Below are 22,037 nucleotides of genomic sequence, written 5' to 3'. Positions count from 1 at the left end.
GACCCCACGGGAACCCCTCACCGCTCGATCTCCTCGAACAACTCCTCCCACCGGTCCAGAACCTCCGGCAGGGCCAGTGGAGCCACCCGCTCCCGAGCCGCCGCGCCATACCGACGACGCAGCGCCCCATCCGTCATCAACCGCTCCAGCGCGGCGGCAAAGCGGCACACATCGCCAGGCGGCACCAGCACACCCGTCTCACCGTGCGCCACCAACTCCCGTACCCCGCCCGACAGGTCGAAGCTCACACAGGGCACCCCCACCGCCGACGCCTCCACCAGTGCCATCGGGCGGCCCTCGCGCTCGCTGGTCAGCGCGAGCACCGACAGCTCGCGGTACGCGGCGGCGACATCCCGTACCGTGCCCCGGAACCGCACCCGCTCGGCGATGCCCAGCCGGACCGCTTGGGCCCGCAGCTCGCCCTCCAGCGGGCCGTCGCCGAAGAAGTGCAGCTCCCAGTCGGAGAGTCCGGCGGTCGCGAAGGCGTCGATCAGCCGGTCCAGCCGCTTGACCGGGTCGAGCCGGCCCACCGCCCCCACCCGCCGGGCCTCCAGCGCGGCGGGCGGCCCCGGCGTGAAGGGCAGCGGATTGGGCAGCACCGCCGCGTTGGGCAGCCGCTGCCGGCGGAACTCGGCCGCGTCCGCCTCGCTGAGGAAGACGGACTTCTCCAGGGCCGGGTAGTGCCGCAGGATCAGCCGGAGGTTCTCGCTGTTGCAGGCCTGGAGGAACGACTCGTGGTACTGGCCGATCCCCTTGAGGTGCGGGCGGGCCACCGGCTCCAGCCAGTCGGCCGCCCAGGGCGAGCCCATCAGCACCAGGCCGTGCGGCACCGCCGCGAACCGCCGGGCCAGCCGGGCGCGGGCCCGGTCCCGCTCCCGCCGCTCGGCCCGCGCCGCACACAGCCGCACCGGGTCCAGCCGCTCCCGCAGCGAGCGGGCCTCCCAGGGCGGTGGCGGCAGCGAGCGGTAGAGGGTGGCATGCCGGTAGGCGGGCCGGGCCAGGTAGGTGTGCGGCTCGGGGCTGGGCCGGATGCCGATCAGCTCCACCCGGTGTCCGCGCTCGGCGAAGCCCTGGGCCAGGGTGTGCAGCACCCGCTGGGAGCCGCCCAGGGAGTCGACATCGATGCCGACCAGGAAGAGATTGCGCCGGCTCACCGCAGGGCCCCCTCGAAGAACAGATCGACCACGGCCTTGCTGGACCGCCCGGTCTCCAGCGGGTTGAACCGCGCCTGGAAGCGCTCATGGGCCCCCGCCCACTCCTCCCGCACCGCCGGGAGCTCGCCCAGCGCCGCCGCCAGCCGGCGGGTGTCGGTGAACACCGGCCCGGGGGCGATCTCGGCCAGGTCGTAGTAGGTGCCCCGGGAACTCCGGTAGTGCTGGTAGTCATCGGCGTAGAGCAGGATCGGGCGCCCCAGATTGGCATAGTCGAACATCACCGAGGAGTAGTCGGTGAGCAGGGCGTCCGAGGCCAGCAGCAGATCGTTGGGATCGGTGAACTCCCGTCCGTCGCGCACCGCGTGGCCCAGCTCGCGGGGCACCGTGAAGCGCTCGTAGTAGTGCGGGCGGACCACGACCGTCCACTCCTCGCCCACGGTGCGCACCAGTTCCGCCAGGTCGACCCGGATGGACTCGCCGCTGCGGCGCGCCCCGTCCCGGAACGTCGGCGCGTAGAGCAGGACTTGGCGCCCCTCGGGGATCTGCAGCCGCTCCCGGGTGACGGCGGCCCGGCGGCGCTGCTCGGGCTCGTTCCAGCGGACCAGGACGTCATTGCGGGGCAGCCCGGTGCGCAGCAGCTCGCCGGTGTACTCATTGGCGCGGACAAAGGTGTGCTCAAAATCCGGGCAGGGGGCGATCAGCGCGTCCCAGCGGTCCACCATGCTCTGGTGCCGCCGGCGCCGCCCGGGCCCGGCCAGCCGCAGCTCGGGCACGTCGAAGCCCATGTGCTTGAGGGTCTGTCCGTGCCAGGTCTGCAGGTAGCGGGTGCCGGGCCGCTTGGGGAAGGGCATCGGGAAGCCATGGGTGTCCACCCAGTAGCGGGCGCGGGCCACCGTGCGGACGTACTCCCAGCTGCCACGCCGGACCAGCGGCACGCCCTCGGGATAGCCCTCGCGGCTGTCGGCGTAGGACCACACGGCGCGCAAGGGCAGGTCGCGCCGGAGCAGTTCCTCGTGGATATAGCGGGGGCTGTCGGCATAGCCGCGGCCTTCCAGGGCCTCGAAGACCACCAGGTGCTCGTCGATGGGCAGCCGCCCCAGCTCATGGCAGACCAGGCCCTTGGCGCGCAGTCCGGTGACCCGGCGGGTGAGCCGCTGGGCGCGGTGCCGCACCGGCTCCAGGCAGGGCGCCGCCGCCTCGGCACAGCCCAGCAACCCGGTGCGTTCCCAGCCGAGCTCCAGCCGGCCGGCGCCGGTGCGCTCACAACGGACGGTCAGCACCTGGCTGTTGAGCCGGGCGGTGAACACCGGCAGCTCCGCCGGGGCCAGCAGCGGATCGGTGCGGCTCAGGCCCTGCCGTTCCAGGACGATCACCGGGTGGCGGCGGCCCCGGAAGCCCTTGAGGCCGGTGGGGATCCGGCGGGGGTCCAGCAGCAGTTCGGCGGTGCGCAGTTCGCCGCCCGGGGCGTAGCTGAACCGCACCGCCAGCGGCGGCCCGGTGGTGGTGACCCGCAGCTCGGCGCGCAGCGCGGCGGGTCCGGACAGCAGCCCGGCGGGGTCATAGGTGTGCAGGGTGAGCCGCAGCCGGGGGCCGTCCGGGGTGAGGGAGGCCACCTCATGGCGCAACGGGCCGGTGGCGAAGGGCTGTTCGTCCAGGCGCCAGTCGGTGATGTCCAGTTCATCGGCGGCCCGGGCGCTCTCCGGCGGGCCGGCGCCCCAGTAGACGCGGCCGGCCTGCCGCAGGACCCGGCGCGGGGCGATGCGCGGGCGGTCCAGGGTGCGGGCGCACTCGGCGGCCTCGGCGAACCGCCCGGCGCTCAGCAGGTACTGGCAGATCCGCTGCTCATGCGGGATCGCGGCCAGCGCCTCCGGGGCCGCCTCGGCCAGGCTGGGGGCGACGGCGGCGGCGAACTCCTCGGTCCACCGCCGGTCCCGGAAGGGCAGGTCGCCCAGATGGAGACGGAGGTCATGGCGGAGGAAGGCGGTGTCCTTGGCGGGCCTGAGGTCGGTGTTGCCGGACTCCGCCAGGAAGGCGTCGGTGAGCCGGGAGACGGCGATGCGGTCGGTGACATTGCGGATGTCGTCCCGGCGGGAGGTGATGGAGGGGGTGTCCGGGTCGTCGGCCAGGTGCCAGGTGTAGACGGGCCAGGGGACCACCGTGAACCGCCGGGCCAGGGTGTAGGCCTGGGCGCTGAAGAGCTGGTCCTCGTAGTGCACCCGCTCGGCGAAGCGCAGGCCGTGCCGGGCCAGGAACGCGGCGCGGTAGAGCTTGTTGGTGGACAGGTGGTCCAGGAAGTACTCGGGGGCCTGCCGGATGCCCTCCACCACCCGGTTCTCGGCGAAGAGTTCCGGATACCACAGGGCGGTGGCGCCGGTGCGCTCGAAGAGCCGGGTGACCGCGCCGGCCACCAGGTCGGCCCCGGTGCGCTCGGCGGCCAGCAGCAGTGACTTGCAGGCGTGGTAGGGCAGTTCGTCGTCGCTGTCCAGGAACATCAGGTACGGGGCGCGGGCGGACTCGATGCCCGCGTTGCGCGGGGTGCCGCAGCCGCCGCTGTTGGCGGGCAGCCGCAGGCCGCGCACCCGGGGATCGGCCTCGGTGAGCATGCGCAGGGTGGTGAAGGTGTCGTCGGTGGAGCAGTCGTCGACGACCAGCACCTCCAGGTTGCGCAGCGACTGGGCGAGCACCGACCGCACCGCGCGCGGCAGCCGTTCGGCGTCGTTGTAGACGATCACGACGACGCTGACATCGGGGCGGGGCTGAGCGGTCATGGGTCACCTCGTTCCGGGTGGGTTCCGGGGTCCGGAGCCACTACTCAGAGAGTAGGTGCCACCACTGACAGTGACGGATTCCAGGGGGTGCGGGCGGGTCCGCCAGGCCGTACGGGCCAGCACCGCGGCCAGGCCGGTGTACATCACGATGTCCTTGAAGGCGTGCCGGCGGGCGCTGCCCAGCTCGGGCCAGGGCACTCCGGACAGCTGGGGCAGCAGCGCCATCCAGAACCACACCGAGCGCACCGCCGCCCCCCGGGCCACCGCCGAGGCGGCCAGCGAGGGCAGCACCACCAGCGCGTAGTGCAGAAAGGCGGGCCGGGAGGCCAGGAAGGCGGCCAGCATCAGCAGCGCGGCGCACTCCACCAGCCGCACGCCCTCCTCGCCCCGGCCCCGCCAGCGCAGCCGGGCGAAGCAGAGCGCGGCCGCCGCCGGCGGCACCGCCAGCAGCAGCGCATAGGGCTGTCCGACGCCGAGGCGGGCCAGCACGGCGGGCCAGGAGGCGTCAAAGGGCCGGGCGTAGGCGTCCTGGCCGTGCAGCAGGAAGGGCAGCGTCTTGGTGAGGAACAGCCCCGGCCGGGGCATGGCCAGCGCGGCCGGCAGGGACACCGCGACCGGCACCGCCAACGCCACCGCCAGTGCCCGCCACCGCCGGGCGAAGGCGAACAGCAGCAGCAGCGGCACCAGCATCGGTTTGAGCGCCAGCGCCGCGCCGACCGCCGCGCCGGCCGCCGTCCAGCGCCCGCTCCGGGCCAGCAGCAGGGCGCCGGGGAAGGCGACCACCGAGGCGCAGGTCCAGTTGCCCAGGTGGACCATGCTCTGGAAGGGCAGCGAGAAGGCCAGTCCCACGGCCAGCGCGGCGGCCAGCCTGCTGTCCGCCCGCACCTGGAAGATCCGCAGCGCCAGCAGCGCCCCGGCCAGCACCAGCAGGGCGGTGACCGCGGGGGCCGCATAGAACAAGGTCCGGGTACCCAGCGGAACTTGGGGGACGGCCATGAACACCGCGCCCGGCGGATAGAGGAACCGCCGGTCCGCGTACGGCGATCCACCGTCCAGCAGGGTGTGGGCGGCGCGCACCACCACCGCGTTGTCGATCCCGGTGCGGTCGTCGCCCAGCACCCGGCCCGCGCTCAGCAGATAGATCAGCAGCGCTCCGCAGAGCACCGGCCAGGAGGCGCGCCCGCCGAGCCAGCGGCCGAACTCGTCCCGGTCCGCGAGGGGTTGGGTCACCGGCCGGTCACCTCCAGCAGCGCCAGCCCGCCGGGCCCGTGGGCCCGTGTCCGCAGCGCCGGGTCGCCGGCCGGCAGGCCGGGCCCGCCGTTCCGCTGGAGCACCCATCGCACGCCGTACTCCCTGAGGACGCCGAGCCGGCCGGCCCGGGTGGTGGCCGGGGCGTAGTAGCGGCGGGTGGCCTCCCGGCGCCGCCGCTCGTCGGGCAGGAACACATCGGGGTAGGCGGGGGCGACGGTGTACGGGCCGTAGGCGGGCAGCATCCGCAGCGCGTAGTAGTCGTCGGTGAGCACCGTCGCCCCGGCCGGTACCCGGTCCGCCGCCCAGCCCATGCCCGGCCACAGGGTCACCGTGGGCACCCGGTGGCGCACCGCGGCCGCGGCCCGCCGGGGCAGCACATAGGACAGCACCCCGGCCTGCGCCCAGGCGCCGGCCAGCAGGGCCGCCGCGGTCACCGCGCCCAGCACCCGGCGCCGGGCGCCGGTGGCCTCGGCGGTCTCCACGGCCAGCGCCAGCTGGGCGGGGACCAGTGCGGCGGGCAGCACCCGGCCCCAGGCCCAGTGGCCGCTCAGCCCGCCGGCCGTGAAGGCGGCCAGGCCCAGGGCGAACATCAGCACCAGCGGGTCGCGGCGGTCCCGCCGCAGCCGTGCCACCAGCGCCGCCACACCCGGCGCCAACAGGCCGAACTTTCCGATGAGATGGGAGTAGAGCGGCTGGTGGATGCCGTCCAGGCCCGGCGCGCCGGTCAGCGCGAAGAAGGGGTAGTAGGGCCAGGCGAGCAGCGGCAGCAGCGCCACCCCGGCCGCCACGCCGACCCGGGCCCACAGCCGTGGAGTCGGCCGGGGCCGCTCGCCCAGCAGCAGGGCGGCCAGGCCCAGCGCGGCCACCGCGCCGGTGAACTGGTGACACAGCAGCACGGCGGCCGACAGCAGCCCCAGCCCGGCGAACGCGGGCGTCCGCCGGCTCGCCCGCAGCGCCCGGCGGGTCAGGGCCCACAGGTGCAGGGTCAGCCCCAGGGCGAGAGTGCTGGGATAGGCGAGGGTCAGCGCCAGCGAGGTGAGGGAGGGCACCCCGCTCCAGGCGAACAGCCGCACTCCCTGGAGCAGCAGCAGGCACAACAGCGCCAGCGGGAACGCCGCGCGGTGCGGGGTGAGGGTGCGCACCAGCGCCCGTACCCCGGTGACCAGCAGCAGCAGACCGGCCAGCGCGGCCAGGCGGAGCACGGTGAAGGTGCCCCAGCCGGTCAGCGCGGCGAGCAGGGCCAGCAGCACCATCCAGGGCGAGTAGTAGGGGCTGGGGGTGTCCGCGTCCACCAGTGGGTTGCCCGGGTGGGCCAGGTCGGTGCGCAGCCGTTCCAGGACGGCGGCATGCATGCCGAGGTCCCCGGCCCAGGGCAGCCGCAGCGCCATCAGCAGCAGCAGCCCGACCGCCGCTCCGGCGGCCACCGGCACCACCCGGTACGACAGGCCGGCGGCGGGGATGCGGGAGGCGGCTTCGCTGCTCATGGCGCGGCGGTCAGCGCGGGCCTCTGCCATGGCGGGTACGGGCCGGGGCCTTGGTGCGCAGCCGCCGCGCGCGCAGGCGCAGCGGGACAGCGGCCGATTCCAGTTGCACCGCCAGGTTCATCTTGGACTCGCCCACGGTCCGGTCCTCGAAGTGGATGGGCACCTCCACCACCGTGCAACCGGCCCGCACCGCACGGTATTTGGTCTCGACCTGGAAGCTGTAGCCCGCGCTGTCCACGGTGTCCAGGTCCAGTTCGCGCAGGGCGGCGGCGCTCCACAGGTTGAAGCCGCCGGTGATGTCGCGCAGCCGGGTGCCGAGAATCGTTCCCGCGTACACATTGGCCCAGCGGGAGAGCAGTCTGCGGTGCAGGCCCCAGGAGGCGGAGAGGGTGCCGCCGGGGACATAGCGGCTGCCGACCACCACATCGGCGCCGGTGGCCAGGGCCACGCCGAGCAGTTCGGGCACCTTGGCGACCGGGTGACTGCCGTCGGCGTCCATCTGCAGCACATAGGCGGCGCCGTCGGCCACCGCCCGGGCCATGCCGGCCGCGTAGGCACGGCCCAGGCCCTCCTTGGTGGTGCGGTGCAGCACGCTCACCCGGCGGCGCCCGGACTCCTCGTACTTCTCGGCCAGTTGCTCCGCCACCTCGCCGGTGCCATCGGGGCTGTTGTCGTCCACCACCAGCAGGCGCAGCCCCTCCAGCGGCAGGGCCAGCAGGGCCTCGGCCATCAGGGGCAGGTTGTCCGCCTCGTTGTAGGTGGGCATCACCACGGTCATCGCGGTGCGGCCCCACTCGGTGGGCAGTGGTGTGCTGACGGCGGAGGTGTGCGGAAGGCTCATGGGCTGTCCCTCGTCATCGTGGTCCGGCAGGTGGTGGCGCCATCGGATGCGGTCAGACGGCGGAGAAGCGGATGGCGGCGTCGGGGATGACGGTCGCGCACCACACTCTGGCCCCCTCGCGCAATTCGTTGTCGGCCCCGACCTGAGCATGGTCGCCCACCACGGCACCATCGAGCACGGTGCGCGGGCCGACCCGGGCACCGTTGCCGATCATGGAGGCGCGTACCCGGGCGCCCTCCTCGACCCGGGCGCCGTCCAGCACCACCGAGCCCTCGATGTCGGTGCCGGCGGCGATATGGGCGCCCCGGCCCACCACGGTGCCGCCGCCGAGCCGGGCGCCGGGCTCCACCTGGGCGCCGGGCAGCACCAGGTGTTCGCCGGGCTCGCCGGGCACCGCCGGGGAGCGGACCACGCCGCGCACCAGGTCGGCGGAGGCCTGGACAAAGGAGGCCGGGCGGCCCAGGTCCAGCCAGTAGGAGGCGTCCACCACCCCGTGCAGATGGGCACCGGCGGCCAGCAGGCCGGGGAAGGTCTCCCGTTCCACCGAGACCTCCCGGCCCTCGGGGATGGCGTCGATGATCTCGCGGCGGAAGACATAGGCGCCGGCGTTGATCTGGTCGGTGATGATCTGGTCCGGGTGCTGCGGCTTCTCGGTGAAGGCCAGCACCCGGCCGCCGGGGTCGGTGGGGACCAGGCCGAAGCCCCGGGGGTCGGGAACCCGGGTGAGATGCAGGGTGACTTCGGCCCGGGCTCGTTGGTGCCGCCGCAGCAGCCGGCGGATGTCCAGGCCGCTGAGGATGTCGCCGTTGAACACCAGGACCGGGTCGCCGGGGCGGGAGCGCAGCGCCGGGGCGGCACCCCGGATGGCTCCGCCGGTGCCCAGCGGCACGTCCTCGGTCACATAGGTCAGCCGCAGGCCGTGCGCGGAGCCGTCGCCGAAGTACGGCTCGAAGACCTCGGCGAGGTAGGAGGTGGCCAGCACCACATGGTCCACCCCGGCCGCCGCGGCCCGGGCCAGCTGGTGGGCGAGGAAGGGCACTCCAGCGGCCGGGACCATGGGCTTGGGGGTGTTGAGGGTGAGCGGCTGGAGCCGGGTTCCCTTGCCGCCGACGAGCAGTACCGCCTCTGTCATGCCACTGTCCTCGCGCTTGGTCGTCTCGCCGTCGCACTGCGTTAGTTTTCGCGGCAAATTACACTACAATCGGCTGTCTGCGTGCAATGTCCGCTATGCGTGGCGACCGTTTCGGGAGATGCCCTTGCGACCGGTGAAGACCAAGAGGACGCCCGGGGGAAGGCGTCCGCGCGGCCCGGCGAGGCTGCTGGCGCTGGGGCGGGAATTCGCGAAGTTCGGCACGGTGGGTGTGCTGGGCATCTTCGTCAACCTGGGGTTCTTCAACCTCTGCCGGGGGATCACCGGCCTGCCGGTGGTCCGCTGCAGCGTGATCGCCACCAGCTTCGCCATCGCCTTCAACTACCTGGGGCTGCGCTACTTCACTTACCCGGACCGCGACCGCAGCCACCGCAGCCGGGAGGTGCTGCTGTTCGCCGGGTTCAGCTGCGTCGGCCTGGTGATCGAGAACGGGGTGCTCTACATCGCCACCTACGGGTTCGGCTGGGACGCCCCGTTCCAGAGCAACCTCTTCAAGTTCCTGGGCATCGGCACGGCCACCCTGTTCCGCTTCTGGTCCTACCGGGCCTGGGTCTTCCGGGCGCTGCCCGGTCACCCGCTGCACGGCACACCCGTGCCGGAAGCCGGCACCGCCGCGTACCAACCGGAGACCACCGCACCTCCACCGTAGGGACCGGCCCCAGCCCAGCACCCATGGGCAGCCGGCTCGCCAACGCCGGCGGAAGCCGGGGAAACGGGAGCATGAAGAAAGGGGCGGTCCCGGTGGGACCGCCCCTTTCGGCCGCCTTTCAGCCGCCGCTCAGCTCACCCTCAGCCGTGGCTGCGCAGCAGGGTGCGCATGGTCCGCATGGCCACCGACAGGTTGGCCAGGTCGAACGAGTCCGAGCTGCGGATGTCGTCCAGCGTGGTGCGGGCCCGGGTCAGGATGGCGGCGTTGCGCTCCTCCCAGGCGGTGAAGCGCTGCTCGGGTGTCGAGGTGCCATTGCCCACCGAGAGGATGTCGGCGGTCAGCGCCTGGTGGCAGGCGTAGAGGTCCTCGCGGATGGCGGCACGGGCCATGGACTGCCAGCGGTCCGCCCGGGGCAGCTCGATGATCTTGTCCATCAGCTGGCTGATGTGCAGCCGGTCGCCGAGGTCGTAGTAGACCTCCGCCACGAACAGCGGGTCCTTGCCGGTGCGGTCGGCGATGGCCACCACGTCCAGCGCCGGGAAGACGGCCGAGAAGCCCGCCACCCGCACCGCCAGTTCGCCGGGCACCCCGGCCTCGGTGAGCTCGTCGTGAATGGCCTGCCACCACTCGATGTCCGCACCGCGCAGCAGCTTGGGCAGCTCGGCCCAGACCGCGGCCACGCCATCCCGGAAGAACTCGATGGTCTCGGCCAGCTGCAGCGGCTGCGGGCGGTTGTTCAGCAGCCAGCGGGTGCCGCGCTCGACCAGGCGCCGCGAGTGCAGCCGGATACGGGTCTGCACATCGGCCGCGACCTCGTTGTCCAGCGCCTCCACGGCGTCCCAGACCTCGGACAGGCCGAAGATCTCGCGGGACGCGGCCTGCGCCCGGACGATCTCCTCCAGCGAGGCCCCGGTCTCCTCGCGGAGCCGGTGCAGGAAGGTCGAACCACCGCTGTTGACGGTGTCGTTGACCAGCACGGTGGTGACGATCTCGCGGCGCAGCGCGTGGTTGTCGATCTGCTCGCCGTAGGAACGGCGCAGCGCCTGCGGGAAGTAGGCGTACAGCAGCCGCTGCAGATACGGGTCGTCCGGCAGCTCGGTGGCGAGCAGCTCCTCGCTGGTGGTGATCTTGATGTAGGCGAGCAGCACGGCCAGTTCGGGCTGGGTCAGCCCGCGGCCGGCGTTCAGCCGCTCCCGGATCTGCCGGTCGGTGGGCAGGAACTCCAGGGCGCGGTCCAGGTGTCCCTCACGGACCAGCCGGCGCATGATCCGCTGGTGCGCGTGCAGCAGACTCGGCGCCTGGGCGACGGCGTTGGTCAGTGCCACGTTCTGCGCGTAGTTGTTGCGCAGCACCAACTCGCCGACCTCGTCGGTCATTTCGGCCAGCAGCTTGTTGCGCTGCTTGACGGTCATATCGCCGTCCGAGACCAGGCCGTTGAGCAGGATCTTGATGTTCACCTCGTGGTCGGAGGTGTCCACACCGGCGCTGTTGTCGATGGCGTCGGTGTTGACCTTGCCGCCCGTGAGCGCGAACTCGATCCGGCCGAGCTGGGTCAGGCCCAGGTTGCCGCCCTCGCCGACCACCTTGACCCGCAGGTCCTGGCCGTCCACCCGGATCGCGTCATTGGCCTTGTCACCGACGTCGGCGTGCGACTCGCCGGCGGCCTTGACATAGGTGCCGATGCCGCCGTTCCACAGCAGGTCCACCGGGGCCCGCAGGATGGCCTTCATCAGCTCGGCGGGCGTCAGCTTGGTGATGCCCGGCTCGATGCCCAGCGCGTTGCGCACATGGGCGTTGACCGGGATGGACTTGGCGGTACGCGGGTGCACACCGCCGCCCGCCGACAGCAGCGAGGTGTCGTAGTCGGCCCAGGACGAGCGGGGCAGCTCGAACAGGCGCCGGCGCTCGGCGTAGGAGGTGGCGGCGTCCGGGGTGGGGTCCAGGAAGATGTGCCGGTGGTCGAAGGCGGCGACCAGGCGGATGTGCTCGGAGAGCAGCATGCCGTTGCCGAAGACGTCGCCGGACATGTCGCCGACGCCGACCACGGTGAAGTCCTCGGTCTGGGTGTTGTGGCCCAGCTCGCGGAAGTGCCGCTTGACCGACTCCCAGGCGCCGCGGGCGGTGATGCCCATGCCCTTGTGGTCGTAGCCGGCCGAGCCGCCGGAGGCGAAGGCGTCGCCCAGCCAGAAGCCGTAGGACTCGGCGACCTCGTTGGCGATGTCGGAGAAGGTGGCGGTGCCCTTGTCCGCGGCGACCACCAGGTAGGTGTCGTCCTCGTCGTGGCGGACCACGTCCTTGGGCGGCACCACCTCGCCGCCGACCATGTTGTCGGTGATGTCCAGCAGACCGGAGATAAAGGTCTTGTAGGAGGCGATGCCCTCGGCCAGCCAGGCGTCCCGGTCCACCGAGGGGTCGGGCAGCCGCTTGCCGACGAAGCCGCCCTTGGCGCCCACCGGCACGATCACCGTGTTCTTCACCATCTGCGCCTTGACCAGGCCCAGGATCTCGGTGCGGAAGTCCTCGCGCCGGTCGGACCAGCGCAGACCGCCTCGGGCGACCTTGCCGAAGCGCAGGTGCACACCCTCCACCCGCGGCGAGTAGACCCAGATCTCAAAGGCCGGGCGCGGCGCCGGCAGGTCGGGGATGGCCTGCGGGTCCAGCTTGATCGACAGGTAGCCGTGGGGCTCGCCCGCCGCGTCACGCTGGAAGTGATTGGTGCGCAGGGTGGCCTTGATGACGGTGAGGAAGGCGCGCAGGATGCGGTCCTCGTCCAGGCTGGCCACCTGGTCCAGGGCGCCGTCCAGCTCCTCCAGCAGGCCCTCGATCAGCTCCAGGCCGGCCCGCTGCAGGGACGGGGACATCCGGGCCTCGAAGAGGTTCACCAGCAGCCGGGTGATGTGGACATTGCCGCTGAGGGTGTCCTCCATATACGCCTGGCTGAAGGTGGTGCCGGCCTGGCGCAGGTACTTGGCGTAGGCCCGCAGCACCATCGCCTGGCGCCAGTCCAGACCGGCCAGCAGCACCAGCTTGTTGAAGTTGTCGTTCTCCGCCCGGCCGGTCCACACGGCCGCGAAGGCCTCCTGGAAACGGACTCTGGCGTCCTCGCCCATGACCTGCTCGGGCAGCCGCAGGCCGAAGTCGTAGATCCAGGCGGTGGTCCGGTCCGCGCAGCGCAGCTCGTAGGGACGCTCGTCGACGACCTCCACGCCCAGCCGCTGGAGCACCGGCAGCACGGTGGACAGGGAGACCGGCTCACCGGTGCGGTAGATCTTGAAGCGGCGCTCGCCGGGGGCCGCGCCGACCGGCTCATAGAGGCTGAAGTCGAAGTCGCGGTCGCCGCCGGCCGTGGTCAGCTTCTCCAGGTGACCCAGGTCGGAGACGGCGGCCCGGGGGCTGTGGTCGGCCTTGTAGCCCTCCGGGAAGCCATGCGCGTAGCGGCGCAGCAGCTCCGCGGCGCGCTCCTCGCCGACCTCGGCGGTGAGCGTCTCGGCGAAGCCGTCGGCCCAGGAGCGGGCGGCCTCCACCAGACGGACCTCGATGCGCTCCATATCGGCGTCGGTGAGGTCGCGCAGGGTGGCGCCGGGCTCCACCCGGACCACGAAGTGCAGCCGGGAGAGCACCGATTCGGTGTTCCAGGCGGTGAAGTCGACGCTGCTGCCGCCCAGTTCCTCCTTGAGGATGTCGATCAGGCGCAGCCGGACGGCCGTGGTGTAGCGGTCGCGCGGCAGGTAGACCAGGGCGGAGTAGTAGCGGCCGTATTCGTCACGGCGCAGGTACAGCCGCAGCCGGCGGCGCTCCTGGAGGTAGAGCACGCTGGTGGCGATGGTCCGCAGCTGGTCGGCCGGGATCTGGAACAGCTCGTCGCGCGGGTAGGTCTCCAGGATCTGGAGCAGGTCGCGGCCGTCGTGGCTGTCGGGGGTGAACCCGGCGTCGGCCAGCACCTTGGCGACCTTGCGGCGGATCACCGGGACCCGGCGCACCGACTCGGTGTAGGCGGCCGAGGAGAACAGGCCCAGGAAGCGGCGCTCGCCGGTGACATTGCCCTCGGCGTCGAACTTCTTGACCCCTACATAGTCGAGGTAGGAGGGGCGGTGCACGGTGGCCCGGCTGTTGGCCTTGGTGAGCACCAGCAGCTTGTGCTCCCGGGCCTTGGCCCGGGCATCGGCCGGCAGCCGGCTGAAGGACGACGAGGCCGGGCGGGGCAGCGGGGCGTGGTGCCCCTCATGGTGGCCGTTCGCGGTGTGGGTGGGGTCGGAGCGCAGGATGCCCAGGCCGGTGCCGGGCATCGCGGTGAGCACATCCTCCTCGCCGCCGTCCACCGGGACCTTGGTCAGCTCGTACTCGCGGTAGCCGAGGAAGGTGAAGTGGTCGGCGGACAGCCAGCGCAGCAGCTCACGGGCCTCTTCGACCTCGTTGGCCGGCAGGTCGCCGGGGACCGGCTCGGCGGGCAGGCCGTCGGCGATGCGCAGCGCGGCATCGCGCATCTTGCCCCAGTCCTCGACCGCCTCGCGGACGTCGGACAGCACCCGGCGCAGGTCGGCGGCGATCTGCTTGAGGTCCTCGCGGTCGGTCTCCCGGTCGGTCTCCACATGGATCCAGGACTCGACCAGCGCGTCATGCGGCAGCTCGGTGTCCTTGCCGGCGCCATGGGCGTTGCAGGACGAGCCGAGGACCTCCAGCAGCCGCCCGGTGACATCGCGGCGGACCACCACCTGGGGGTGGATCACCAGGTGGATGCCGCGGTTCTGCCGGGAGAGCTCATTGGTGACCGAGTCCACCAGGAAGGGCATGTCGTCGGTGACCACCTCGACCACCGAGTGGCTGGAGGTCCAGCCGTTCTCCTCGACGGTGGGGGTGTGCACCCGTACGTTGGCGGTGCCCTGCGGCCGCTGCTCGGCCAGGCGGTAGTGCGAGAGCGCGGCGCCGAAGACGTCGACCGGATCGCGGCCGGCCAGGTCCTCGGGCGCGGTGTGCAGGTAGTAGCGCTGGAGGTAGGCGATCAGGGTTTCCTGGTCGAGCCCGTTCTCGTTCTCAGCGACGCGGGCCGCCCGCTCGAGCAGTTCGGCCTTGGCTTCGTCCAGCTTGGTCTGCATGTCCTCTGGCTCCTGTCGCGCGCCGTTGCGTGACATAGGTGGTGAAGGCATCACGCCGGGACCCGGGTCGACCGGTCGTCTTCGACGGCATGCCGGAAGGGATCTCCACCGGGCAATTCTCCGTCAGGAGCAGCGGCGGCGTCAGGAGGAACGGCCGCACCCGGTTCATAGACGGACCAGCGACCGCCCGCGCGCTGTGGCGCAGCGGGTGTGGGACAGAGGCGTCATCGCCCCTGCTGGGTATTGCGCTGATCACCCCGTAAGGCTATCGCCAATCGCGGCCCCGGAGGTCTCCGGGAGTGTGATGTCCGCCCCAGATCAACCGGCGGTACGGGCCACCAGCCGGCCGGCCTCCCGTACGGCGGCGGCCAGACTGTCCACCACCGGCACGCCCGCCGCCTCCAGGCTGGCCCGGCTGTGCGACCCGCCGGTGTAGAGCACCGCCCGGGCGCCGGCGTGGGCCGCCGCGACCGCGTCGTCCACCGCGTCCCCGATGACCACCACCCGCTCCGGACGGACCCCGGCGAGCGCGGCCAGATGGCGGGCCATCTGCTCGGCCTTGCCGGTGTCACTGGGGCCGGTGCGTCCGTCCACCCGTATGAAGTGCCGCTCTATGCCATGGGTGCGCAGCAGCGGGAGCAGCCGGTCGTGCGGGGCCAGCGAGCACAGCGACTGGGTGCGCCCGGCCTCCTGCCACTCGGCCAGCAGCGCTCTGGCCCCCTCGGCCAGACCGGCATCGGCGGCGTGCGCCCAGTAGTGGCGGTGGAACGCCTCGTCCATCCGCTGCCACTCGGCACCGGTGGGCAGCCGCCCCAGCAGCCGCTCGTAGAACCGGGGCACCGGCACGCAGTACAGCTCCCGGTAGCGCTCCAGAGTGATCGGCGGCAGGCCGATCTCCGCGAAGGAGGCATTGGTCGCCGCCATCACCGCGTCGACGTCGTGCAGCAGTGTGCCGTTCCAGTCCCAGACGATGTGCGCCCCGTGCTGTGTCATGGCATGACCGTAGCGGCAGGCACCGACAACGCCCCGGGCAGGACCGGGCGGCCTTCCGCGGTCAGATCAGGTTGGGAATCTCCTGCACCGCGAACCACATCAGTTCATGGTCGTCGGCGCCGTCCACGGTGAACCGGGCGTCCTCGTCGCCCTGTTCGGCGGCGTCCAGCGCGGCCGCGGCCGCCGCCACATCCGCCTCGGCGTCATCCGCGTCCACATGCACCGACGCCGCCTTGGCCAGCCGCACCGCACCGGCGAGACGGACCGCGGCCGGCTCCGCCTGGTCCGCACCGGAGTCCTGGCACGGGGTGACGGCGCTCTCGGCCACGTCCACCGCCACCACCACCCGGCGGCGCGGCGCCGCCGCATCGCCGGCCAGCAGCCGCAGCGAGCCCTGGGCGGCGAGGCCCAGCGCCGCGTACTCCAGCTCCTCGACATCGTCCGAGAGGTACCACTCGCGCAGCGCGGGGGTGACGGCATAGGCGTCCAGCGGAGCGGGGCCCAGCTCACCCGCCTGGTGCGCCTCGGCGAGACCGGGGAGGGTCAGGGGGACATAGACGCGCATGACCGCCGCTTTCCTGAGGAGTGACCTGATGTGCTGCCAGGATAAGGGGCGAGTCCCCCTTCGAAGTGATCACCGGCCGGACCGGCGGCGCACCGCGCGCCTCCGCCACCCGCCCGCTGAACAGCACCGCTTCCCCCGGATAGGTGAATCTCCGGCGCCACCCCGGCCGCCCCGGACACCCTTGTCGCCCCCCGGCACCGCCGATAGAAGATCAGCCCACTCCAAGGGGGCGATCAGCGTTGCACAGGACCACCGGACCCACCGGCCACCGCACGGCACCACCACGGCGCACCGATTCCCGCCGTCCCGGCCCGGACGCCACCGCCCGGCACCGGGCCCGCGCCCGGATCCCCCGCTACTGGTTCGCCGACCAGCTGCTGCTCGCCCTCAGCGGACAGCGCCCGGTGCACAGCCTGCTGGGCCACACCCTGCCCACCGCCTATGAACACCTCGCCGCGCTGGCGCCCGGGGCGCCCCTGCGCCCGGCCCCGCCCGGCGGACGCACCCCGGTGGTGCAGCGGTGCGGAGAGTTCCAGCCCCGGCCCGGGGTGATCGAGGCCTACGCCCGGATCCTGGCCGGCGACCGGCTGCACGCCCTGGCCTTCCGCCTGGAGCGCTGCCCCGACCAGCGCTGGCGCTGCGCCGCCGTGGAACTGGGCGGCGTACATGCCTGAGGCGCCCGGGGAAAAACGACGGTGGCGGGACACCCGGGGTGTCCCGCCACCGTCAGGGCCAGTCGGCCTCCGGCTACTTCTTGCGGCGGCGGCCGCCGCCGTTCTTCTGCGCCTTGCGGCGCTCGGCCCGGGTCATCCCGTCCGATCCGGACACCGCGTCCGCGTCGGCGAAGTCACGCTCGTCCAGACCGGCCTCGCCGTCCACGGTGGGGGCGGAGAAGTGCATCCGGTCCGGCCGCTGCGGGGCGTCCAGGCCCTTGGCGCGGATCTCCGGGCGGGCGGCCGGCACGGTGTCCGCCTTGGCCGGGACCTCGTCCTCGACCGGCACCTCCTCCAGCTGCTGGTCGACCTGGACCTCCAGGTTGAACAGGTAGCCGACCGACTCCTCCTTGATGCCCTCCATCATGGCCTGGAACATGTCGAAGCCCTCGCGCTGGTACTCCACCAGCGGGTCCTTCTGGGCCATCGCCCGCAGGCCGATGCCCTCCTGGAGGTAGTCCATCTCATAGAGGTGCTCACGCCACTTGCGGTCCAGCACCGAGAGCACCACCCGGCGCTCCAGCTCCCGCATGATGTCCGAGCCGAGCTGCTCCTCGCGGGCGGCGTACTGCTCGCGGATGTCGTCCTTGACGGACTCGCTGATGAACTCGGCGGTCAGACCGGCCCGGTCGCCGGCCGCCTCCTCCAGCTCCTCGATGGTGACCTTCACCGGGTAGAGCTGCTTGAAGGCGCCCCACAGCCGCTCCAGGTCCCACTCCTCGGCGAAGCCCTCGACCGTCTCCGCCTGGACATAGGCGTCGATGGTGTCGTCCATGAAGTGCTGGACCTGCTCGTGCAGGTCCTCGCCCTCCAGGACGCGGCGCCGCTCGCCGTAGATGACCTCGCGCTGCCGGTTGAGGACCTCGTCGTACTTCAGGACGTTCTTACGGGTCTCGAAGTTCTGCTGCTCGACCTGCGACTGGGCGGAGGCGATGGCCCGGGTGACCATCTTGTTCTCGATCGGCACATCGTCGGGAACGTTGGCCATGGCCATCACACGCTCGACCATCTGCGCCTTGAACAGCCGCATCAGGTCATCGCCCAGCGACAGGTAGAAGCGGGACTCGCCCGGGTCGCCCTGACGGCCGGAGCGGCCGCGCAGCTGGTTGTCGATGCGCCGCGACTCATGCCGCTCGGTGCCCAGCACATAGAGCCCGCCGAGCGACTTGACCTCCTCGTTCTCCGCCTTGACCGAGGCCTCGGCCTTCTCCAGGGCGGCGGGCAGCGCGGCCGCCCACTCCTCGATGTGCTCCTCCGGGTCCAGGCCGCGCTGGCGCAGCTCGGCCTCGGCCAGGTCCTCCGGGTTGCCGCCGAGCTTGATGTCCGTACCACGGCCGGCCATGTTGGTGGCCACCGTGACGGCGCCCCTGCGGCCGGCCTGGGCGACGATCTGTGCCTCGCGCTCATGGTGCTTGGCGTTGAGCACCTCGTGCGGAATGCCGCGCTTGGCCAGCTGCTGGGAGAGGTACTCCGACTTCTCCACCGAGGTGGTGCCGACCAGGATCGGCTGGCCCTTCTCGTGCTTCTCCGCGATGTCCTCGACCACCGCGTCGAACTTGGCGACCTCGGTGCGGTAGATCAGGTCCGACTGGTCCTTGCGGACCATCGGCTTGTTGGTGGGGATCGGCACCACACCGAGCTTGTAGATCTGGTGGAACTCGGCGGCCTCGGTCATCGCCGTACCGGTCATGCCGGAGAGCTTGCTGTAGAGGCGGAAGAAGTTCTGCAGGGTGATGGTGGCGAGGGTCTGGTTCTCGTCCTTGATGTCCACCCCTTCCTTCGCCTCGATCGCCTGGTGCATGCCCTCGTTGTAGCGGCGGCCGGCCAGGATGCGGCCGGTGTGCTCGTCGACGATCATGACTTCGCCGTCCATGACGACGTAGTCCTTGTCCTTCTTGAAGAGCTCCTTGGCCTTGATGGCGTTGTTGAGGTAGCCCACCAGCGGGGTGTTGACCGACTCATAGAGGTTGTCGATGCCCAGCCAGTCCTCGACCTTGCCGACGCCGGCCTCGTGGATGGCCACGGTGCGCTTCTTCTCGTCGACGTCGTAGTCGCCGGTCTCCTCGATGCCCTTCTGCGGCTCGGCCGGCTCACCGCGCTTGAGCCGCTGCACCAGCTTGGCGAAGTCGCCGTACCACTTGGTGGCCTGGTCGGCCGGGCCGGAGATGATCAGCGGGGTACGGGCCTCGTCCACCAGGATGGAGTCGACCTCGTCGACCACCGCGAAGTTGTGGCCTCGCTGCACCAGCTCGTCCTGCGACCACGCCATGTTGTCGCGCAGGTAGTCGAAGCCGAACTCGTTGTTGGTGCCATAGGTGATGTCGCAGCCGTACTGCTCACGGCGCTGCGCCGGGGTCATATTGGCGAGGATGCAGCCGACCGTCAGGCCCAGGAAGCGGTGCACCCGGCCCATCAACTCCGAGTCACGCTCGGCGAGATAGTCATTGACCGTGATCAGGTGGACGCCCTTGCCGGACAGCGCGTTCAGATAGGCGGGCAGGGTGCCGACCAGGGTCTTGCCCTCACCGGTCTTCATCTCCGCCACATAGCCCAGGTGCAGCGCGGCACCGCCCATCAGCTGCACATCGTAGTGGCGCTGGCCCAGCACGCGCTTGGCGGCCTCACGGACGGTGGCGAATGCCTCGGGCAGCAGGTCATCCAGGCTCTCGCCGTCGGCGTAGCGCTGCTTGTACTCCTCGGTCAGGGCACGCAGCTCGGCGTCGGAGAGGTTGACGAAGTCCTCTTCGATGGAATTGACCTGGTCCGCGATGCGGTGCAGCTTGCGCAGGATCTTGCCTTCTCCTGCACGCATGATCTTGCCGAAGACGGACACGTAGGCTGACTCCTTGCCGGTCGGGCCTGGCACTGGGCTCCCCCGCCCCGGGCAGGGGAGAAGGTGCGCGGGCACGACGGGACAGTCCCCGCCGCAACGGCCATCGTAAGCGAGGACCCCGCCACCCCGGGAGGTCCGTCGTCCCGGAGACCGGGTATCACCCGCCGGATCAACGAGCCGGGCCCGGCTGAAGTGCCCGACCGGGGTAATTCCACGGCGCATTGTTGTCGCGGCCGGGGTCATTCACCCGCCGCCATTCCCGCGCCGCCGCGAGTTTCCCCCGGCGCCGTGCGGCTCCCCGGAGCTGTGAGATTCCCCCGGAATGGCCGCCCGGGCCGTTATCGGTTCGCTTCCCGCCCGGCCGACCGTTCAGACTCCGCGCATGGAACCGATATCCCTCCGTACCGAACGCCTGCTGCTGCGCCCGCTGACCCCGGCCGACATTCCCGCCGTGCACGCCGCCTGCCAGGATCCCGAGATCCCCCGGTACACCCCGGTGCCCTCGCCCTACACCCATGAGGACGCCCGGGTCTATATCGAGGAGACCTGCCCCCGGTACTGGCGCGAGGACACCGCCTACACCTTTGGCGTCTTCACCCGGGACGACAACCGTCTCACCGGGGTGATGTGCCTGGTACGGCTGCAGCTGGAAGCCCCCGAACGGCAGGCCGAGATCGGCTACTGGACGGCCCGTGAGGCCCGAGGCCACGGCTACACGGTGGAGGCGGCGCGGGAGGCGGCCCGCTGGGCGTTCGAGGACCTGGGCGTGGAGCGGCTGGAGTGGGTGGCCCAGGCCGGCAACGAGCCCTCCCGCCAGGTCGCGCTCCGGCTCGGCTTCCGGATGGAGGGCCTGGTACGGGCCTTGATCGTGCACGGCGGCGTCCGCCACGACGCCTGGCGGGCGGCACTGCTGCCCGGGGACCTCGGGCTGCCGTCCAAGACGCCCTACGTTCCGTACGCGGGATAACCGCGGGACAACTTCCGCCACGGGCCCGGGCGTTGTCAGTGCCCGGTCCTAGAGTGCGGGCATGACTACCGCCGCCGCTGCCCGGGGCCGTACGGCCACCGCCCCGCCCACCGCCCCGCCCACCGTCGAGCTCTCCGCCGACGAGGCCAGACGCCTGGCGCTGCGCGCCCAGGGCCTGCTGGGCGCGCCCGACCGGCGGTCCGGGGTGCGGGGGATGCTGCGGCGCCTGGGGGCGGTGCAGCTGGACACCATCTCGGTGCTGGCCCGTTCCCATGAACTGGTGCCCTACGCACGGCTGGGCGCGGTCGGCCGCTCCGCCGTGGAGGCGGCGTACTGGAGTCCGTCCGGCACGGGCGCGCCGCATGGCTTCGAGTACTGGTCGCACGCCGCCTGTGTGCTCCCCATCGAGGAGTGGCCGCTGTTCGCCTTCCGGAGACGGGCCTTCCGGGCCCGCGGCTACCGCTGGCACCAGCTGTCGGACCCCGAGCGCTGGTGTGCCGCGGTCCTGGACCGGCTCCGCACCGAAGGCCCGCTGACCGCAACGGAGTTGGGCGGCGCCAAGAACGGCGGCCCCTGGTACGACTGGTCCGAGACCAAGATCGCGGTGGAGTGGCTGCTGGACACCGGCCAGGTGGTCTGCGCCGAACGGCGCGGCTGGAAGCGGGTGTACGACCTGGCGGAGCGCGCCGTGCCGGATCCTCTCTGCCATGACGACCTGGACGACACCGAGTGCATACGGCGCCTGGTGGCCCAGGCCGGAGCGGCGCTGGGCGTGGCCACCCGGGCCGACCTCGCGGACTACCACCGGCTCAAGGGAGAGCAGGTGGACGCGGTCATCGGGGACACCGGGCTGGTGCCGGTGCGGGTGGCGGGCTGGCAGAAGCCGGCCTGGGCGGACCCGGCGGCACTGGCGGACGAGCCCCGGGGGCGGCACCGCACCACCCTGCTCTCGCCCTTTGACTCACTGATCTGGGACCGGCCGCGCACCGAGCGGATCTTCGGCTTCACCCACCGCCTGGAGGCGTATGTGCCCAAGCCCAAGCGGATACACGGGTACTTCGCCATGCCACTGCTGACCGGCGGCCGGCTGGCCGGCCGGGTGGATCCGGCACGGGAGGGCGGCACCCTGGTCGCCCGCCAGGTCTCGCTGGACGGCGCCAAGGCCGTGGCCCCGATGGCCCGGGCGCTGCGCGAGGCGGCCGAGTGGGTGGGCTGCGACTCGGTCCGCGTCGAGCGCTGCGACGACGCCCGGCTGGCCGCCGCGCTGGTCAACGCCCTTGACTGAGCCGGTCCGGGCCCGACTCAGCGGATCTCCAGAATCTTCTCCCGCATCGCGTACACCACCGCCTCCATCCTGGAGTGCAACTGCAACTTCTCCAGGATGTTGCGCACATGGTTCTTCACCGTGTTCTCGCTGATACTGCCAACTCCCGGGGGATAACCCCCGGACCCCCAGCCGGTGGCGGCACCGGGGCAAGCCCGACTCAGCGGATCTCCAGAATCTTCTCCCGCATCGCGTACACCACCGCCTCCATCCTGGAGTGCAACTGCAACTTCTCCAGGATGTTGCGCACAT

General features: G+C 71.9%; 14 protein-coding genes and 2 pseudogenes. 4 read left to right on the top strand and 12 right to left on the bottom strand.

Translation table 11 applies throughout. The features are described 5' to 3' along the window. Positions 1-17: 17 nt before the first annotated feature. The 6 genes from ACIHFE_RS32620 to ACIHFE_RS32595 are packed head-to-tail and all read right to left on the bottom strand — an operon-like array spanning position 18 to position 8,630. Positions 18-1,154, bottom strand: a complete 1,137-nt coding sequence (locus ACIHFE_RS32620) for a glycosyltransferase (protein WP_400112427.1) — start codon at positions 1,152-1,154, stop codon at positions 18-20. Beyond that, positions 1,151-3,922 (bottom strand): CDP-glycerol glycerophosphotransferase family protein, encoded by a 2,772-nt coding sequence (locus ACIHFE_RS32615; protein ID WP_400112426.1) that lies wholly within the window; start codon positions 3,920-3,922, stop codon positions 1,151-1,153. The genes ACIHFE_RS32620 and ACIHFE_RS32615 overlap by 4 nt, the downstream gene beginning before the upstream one ends. 3 nt (positions 3,923-3,925) lie before the next feature. Continuing rightward, positions 3,926-5,152, bottom strand: coding sequence for a glycosyltransferase 87 family protein (locus tag ACIHFE_RS32610; protein WP_400112424.1), 1,227 nt, complete (start codon positions 5,150-5,152; stop codon positions 3,926-3,928). Beyond that, on the bottom strand, positions 5,149-6,657 hold the full coding sequence (locus tag ACIHFE_RS32605; protein WP_400112422.1) for a hypothetical protein: 1,509 nt from the start codon (positions 6,655-6,657) through the stop codon (positions 5,149-5,151). Before ACIHFE_RS32605 ends, ACIHFE_RS32610 begins: the two co-directional genes overlap by 4 nt. A gap of 10 nt (positions 6,658-6,667) precedes the next feature. Next, on the bottom strand, positions 6,668-7,498 hold the full coding sequence (locus ACIHFE_RS32600) for a polyprenol monophosphomannose synthase (protein ID WP_400112421.1): 831 nt from the start codon (positions 7,496-7,498) through the stop codon (positions 6,668-6,670). Between the two features lie 52 nt (positions 7,499-7,550). Further along, positions 7,551-8,630, bottom strand: coding sequence for a sugar phosphate nucleotidyltransferase (locus tag ACIHFE_RS32595; RefSeq protein WP_400112419.1), 1,080 nt, complete (start codon positions 8,628-8,630; stop codon positions 7,551-7,553). Positions 8,631-8,748: 118 nt separating this feature from the next. On the opposite strand from ACIHFE_RS32595, the gene ACIHFE_RS32590 reads away from it, so the two are divergent. Continuing rightward, positions 8,749-9,297 carry a GtrA family protein gene (locus ACIHFE_RS32590; RefSeq protein WP_400112417.1) on the top strand — a complete coding sequence of 183 codons (549 nt, stop codon included), beginning with the start codon at positions 8,749-8,751 and terminating at the stop codon, positions 9,295-9,297. 140 nt (positions 9,298-9,437) lie between these two features. Here ACIHFE_RS32590 and ACIHFE_RS32585 read toward each other — a convergent pair whose 3' ends face one another. From ACIHFE_RS32585 to ACIHFE_RS32575, 3 genes are all read right to left on the bottom strand, one after another. Next, entirely contained in the window at positions 9,438-14,390 is a 4,953-nt protein-coding gene (locus ACIHFE_RS32585) for an NAD-glutamate dehydrogenase (RefSeq protein ID WP_400112415.1), read from the bottom strand. A 318-nt stretch (positions 14,391-14,708) separates the two neighbouring features. Then, the gene (locus tag ACIHFE_RS32580; RefSeq protein WP_400112413.1) at positions 14,709-15,383 is read right to left on the bottom strand and encodes an HAD family hydrolase; all 675 of its coding nucleotides are present in this window, start codon (positions 15,381-15,383) and stop codon (positions 14,709-14,711) included. A gap of 61 nt (positions 15,384-15,444) precedes the next feature. Then, a complete protein-coding gene (locus ACIHFE_RS32575) occupies positions 15,445-15,948 on the bottom strand; it encodes a DUF6912 family protein (RefSeq protein ID WP_400112411.1) in 504 nt (167 codons plus the stop codon). 239 nt (positions 15,949-16,187) lie between these two features. On the opposite strand from ACIHFE_RS32575, the gene ACIHFE_RS32570 reads away from it, so the two are divergent. Then, the gene (locus ACIHFE_RS32570) at positions 16,188-16,622 is read left to right on the top strand and encodes an Rv3235 family protein (protein ID WP_400112409.1); all 435 of its coding nucleotides are present in this window, start codon (positions 16,188-16,190) and stop codon (positions 16,620-16,622) included. A 73-nt stretch (positions 16,623-16,695) separates the two neighbouring features. On the opposite strand, the gene secA is transcribed toward ACIHFE_RS32570, so the two are convergent. Beyond that, positions 16,696-19,494, bottom strand: a complete 2,799-nt coding sequence (gene secA / locus ACIHFE_RS32565; RefSeq protein ID WP_400112407.1) for a preprotein translocase subunit SecA — start codon at positions 19,492-19,494, stop codon at positions 16,696-16,698. Positions 19,495-19,876: 382 nt separating this feature from the next. On the opposite strand from secA, the gene ACIHFE_RS32560 reads away from it, so the two are divergent. Beyond that, positions 19,877-20,461, top strand: a complete 585-nt coding sequence (locus ACIHFE_RS32560) for a GNAT family N-acetyltransferase (protein ID WP_400112405.1) — start codon at positions 19,877-19,879, stop codon at positions 20,459-20,461. A 61-nt stretch (positions 20,462-20,522) separates the two neighbouring features. Continuing rightward, entirely contained in the window at positions 20,523-21,746 is a 1,224-nt protein-coding gene (locus ACIHFE_RS32555; RefSeq protein ID WP_400112403.1) for a winged helix-turn-helix domain-containing protein, read from the top strand. A gap of 17 nt (positions 21,747-21,763) precedes the next feature. On the opposite strand, the pseudogene ACIHFE_RS32550 reads toward ACIHFE_RS32555, so the two are convergent. Together ACIHFE_RS32550 and ACIHFE_RS32545 are read right to left on the bottom strand one after the other, a co-directional pair. Then, a pseudogene (locus ACIHFE_RS32550) lies at positions 21,764-21,880 on the bottom strand (response regulator transcription factor); the annotation flags it as partial. A 65-nt stretch (positions 21,881-21,945) separates the two neighbouring features. After that, positions 21,946-22,037, bottom strand: a pseudogene (locus ACIHFE_RS32545) (DNA-binding response regulator); the annotation flags it as partial.

It is taken from the genome of Streptomyces sp. NPDC052396, assembly GCF_044593195.1.
Classification (GTDB): domain Bacteria; phylum Actinomycetota; class Actinomycetes; order Streptomycetales; family Streptomycetaceae; genus Streptomyces.
Note: the sequence above shows the minus strand (reverse complement) of the source record. Positions and strands in the feature narration are given on the sequence as shown.

Coding starts and splice junctions, on each gene's coding strand:
- ACIHFE_RS32615 (WP_400112426.1), bottom strand. CDS start 3,922: ATGACCGCTCAGCCCCGCCCCGATGTCAGCGTCGTCGTGATCGTCTAC.
- ACIHFE_RS32605 (WP_400112422.1), bottom strand. CDS start 6,657: ATGAGCAGCGAAGCCGCCTCCCGCATCCCCGCCGCCGGCCTGTCGTAC.
- ACIHFE_RS32600 (WP_400112421.1), bottom strand. CDS start 7,498: ATGAGCCTTCCGCACACCTCCGCCGTCAGCACACCACTGCCCACCGAG.
- ACIHFE_RS32595 (WP_400112419.1), bottom strand. CDS start 8,630: ATGACAGAGGCGGTACTGCTCGTCGGCGGCAAGGGAACCCGGCTCCAG.
- ACIHFE_RS32590 (WP_400112417.1), top strand. CDS start 8,749: ATGCCCTTGCGACCGGTGAAGACCAAGAGGACGCCCGGGGGAAGGCGT.
- ACIHFE_RS32585 (WP_400112415.1), bottom strand. CDS start 14,390: ATGCAGACCAAGCTGGACGAAGCCAAGGCCGAACTGCTCGAGCGGGCG.
- ACIHFE_RS32580 (WP_400112413.1), bottom strand. CDS start 15,383: ATGACACAGCACGGGGCGCACATCGTCTGGGACTGGAACGGCACACTG.
- ACIHFE_RS32575 (WP_400112411.1), bottom strand. CDS start 15,948: ATGCGCGTCTATGTCCCCCTGACCCTCCCCGGTCTCGCCGAGGCGCAC.
- ACIHFE_RS32560 (WP_400112405.1), top strand. CDS start 19,877: ATGGAACCGATATCCCTCCGTACCGAACGCCTGCTGCTGCGCCCGCTG.
- ACIHFE_RS32555 (WP_400112403.1), top strand. CDS start 20,523: ATGACTACCGCCGCCGCTGCCCGGGGCCGTACGGCCACCGCCCCGCCC.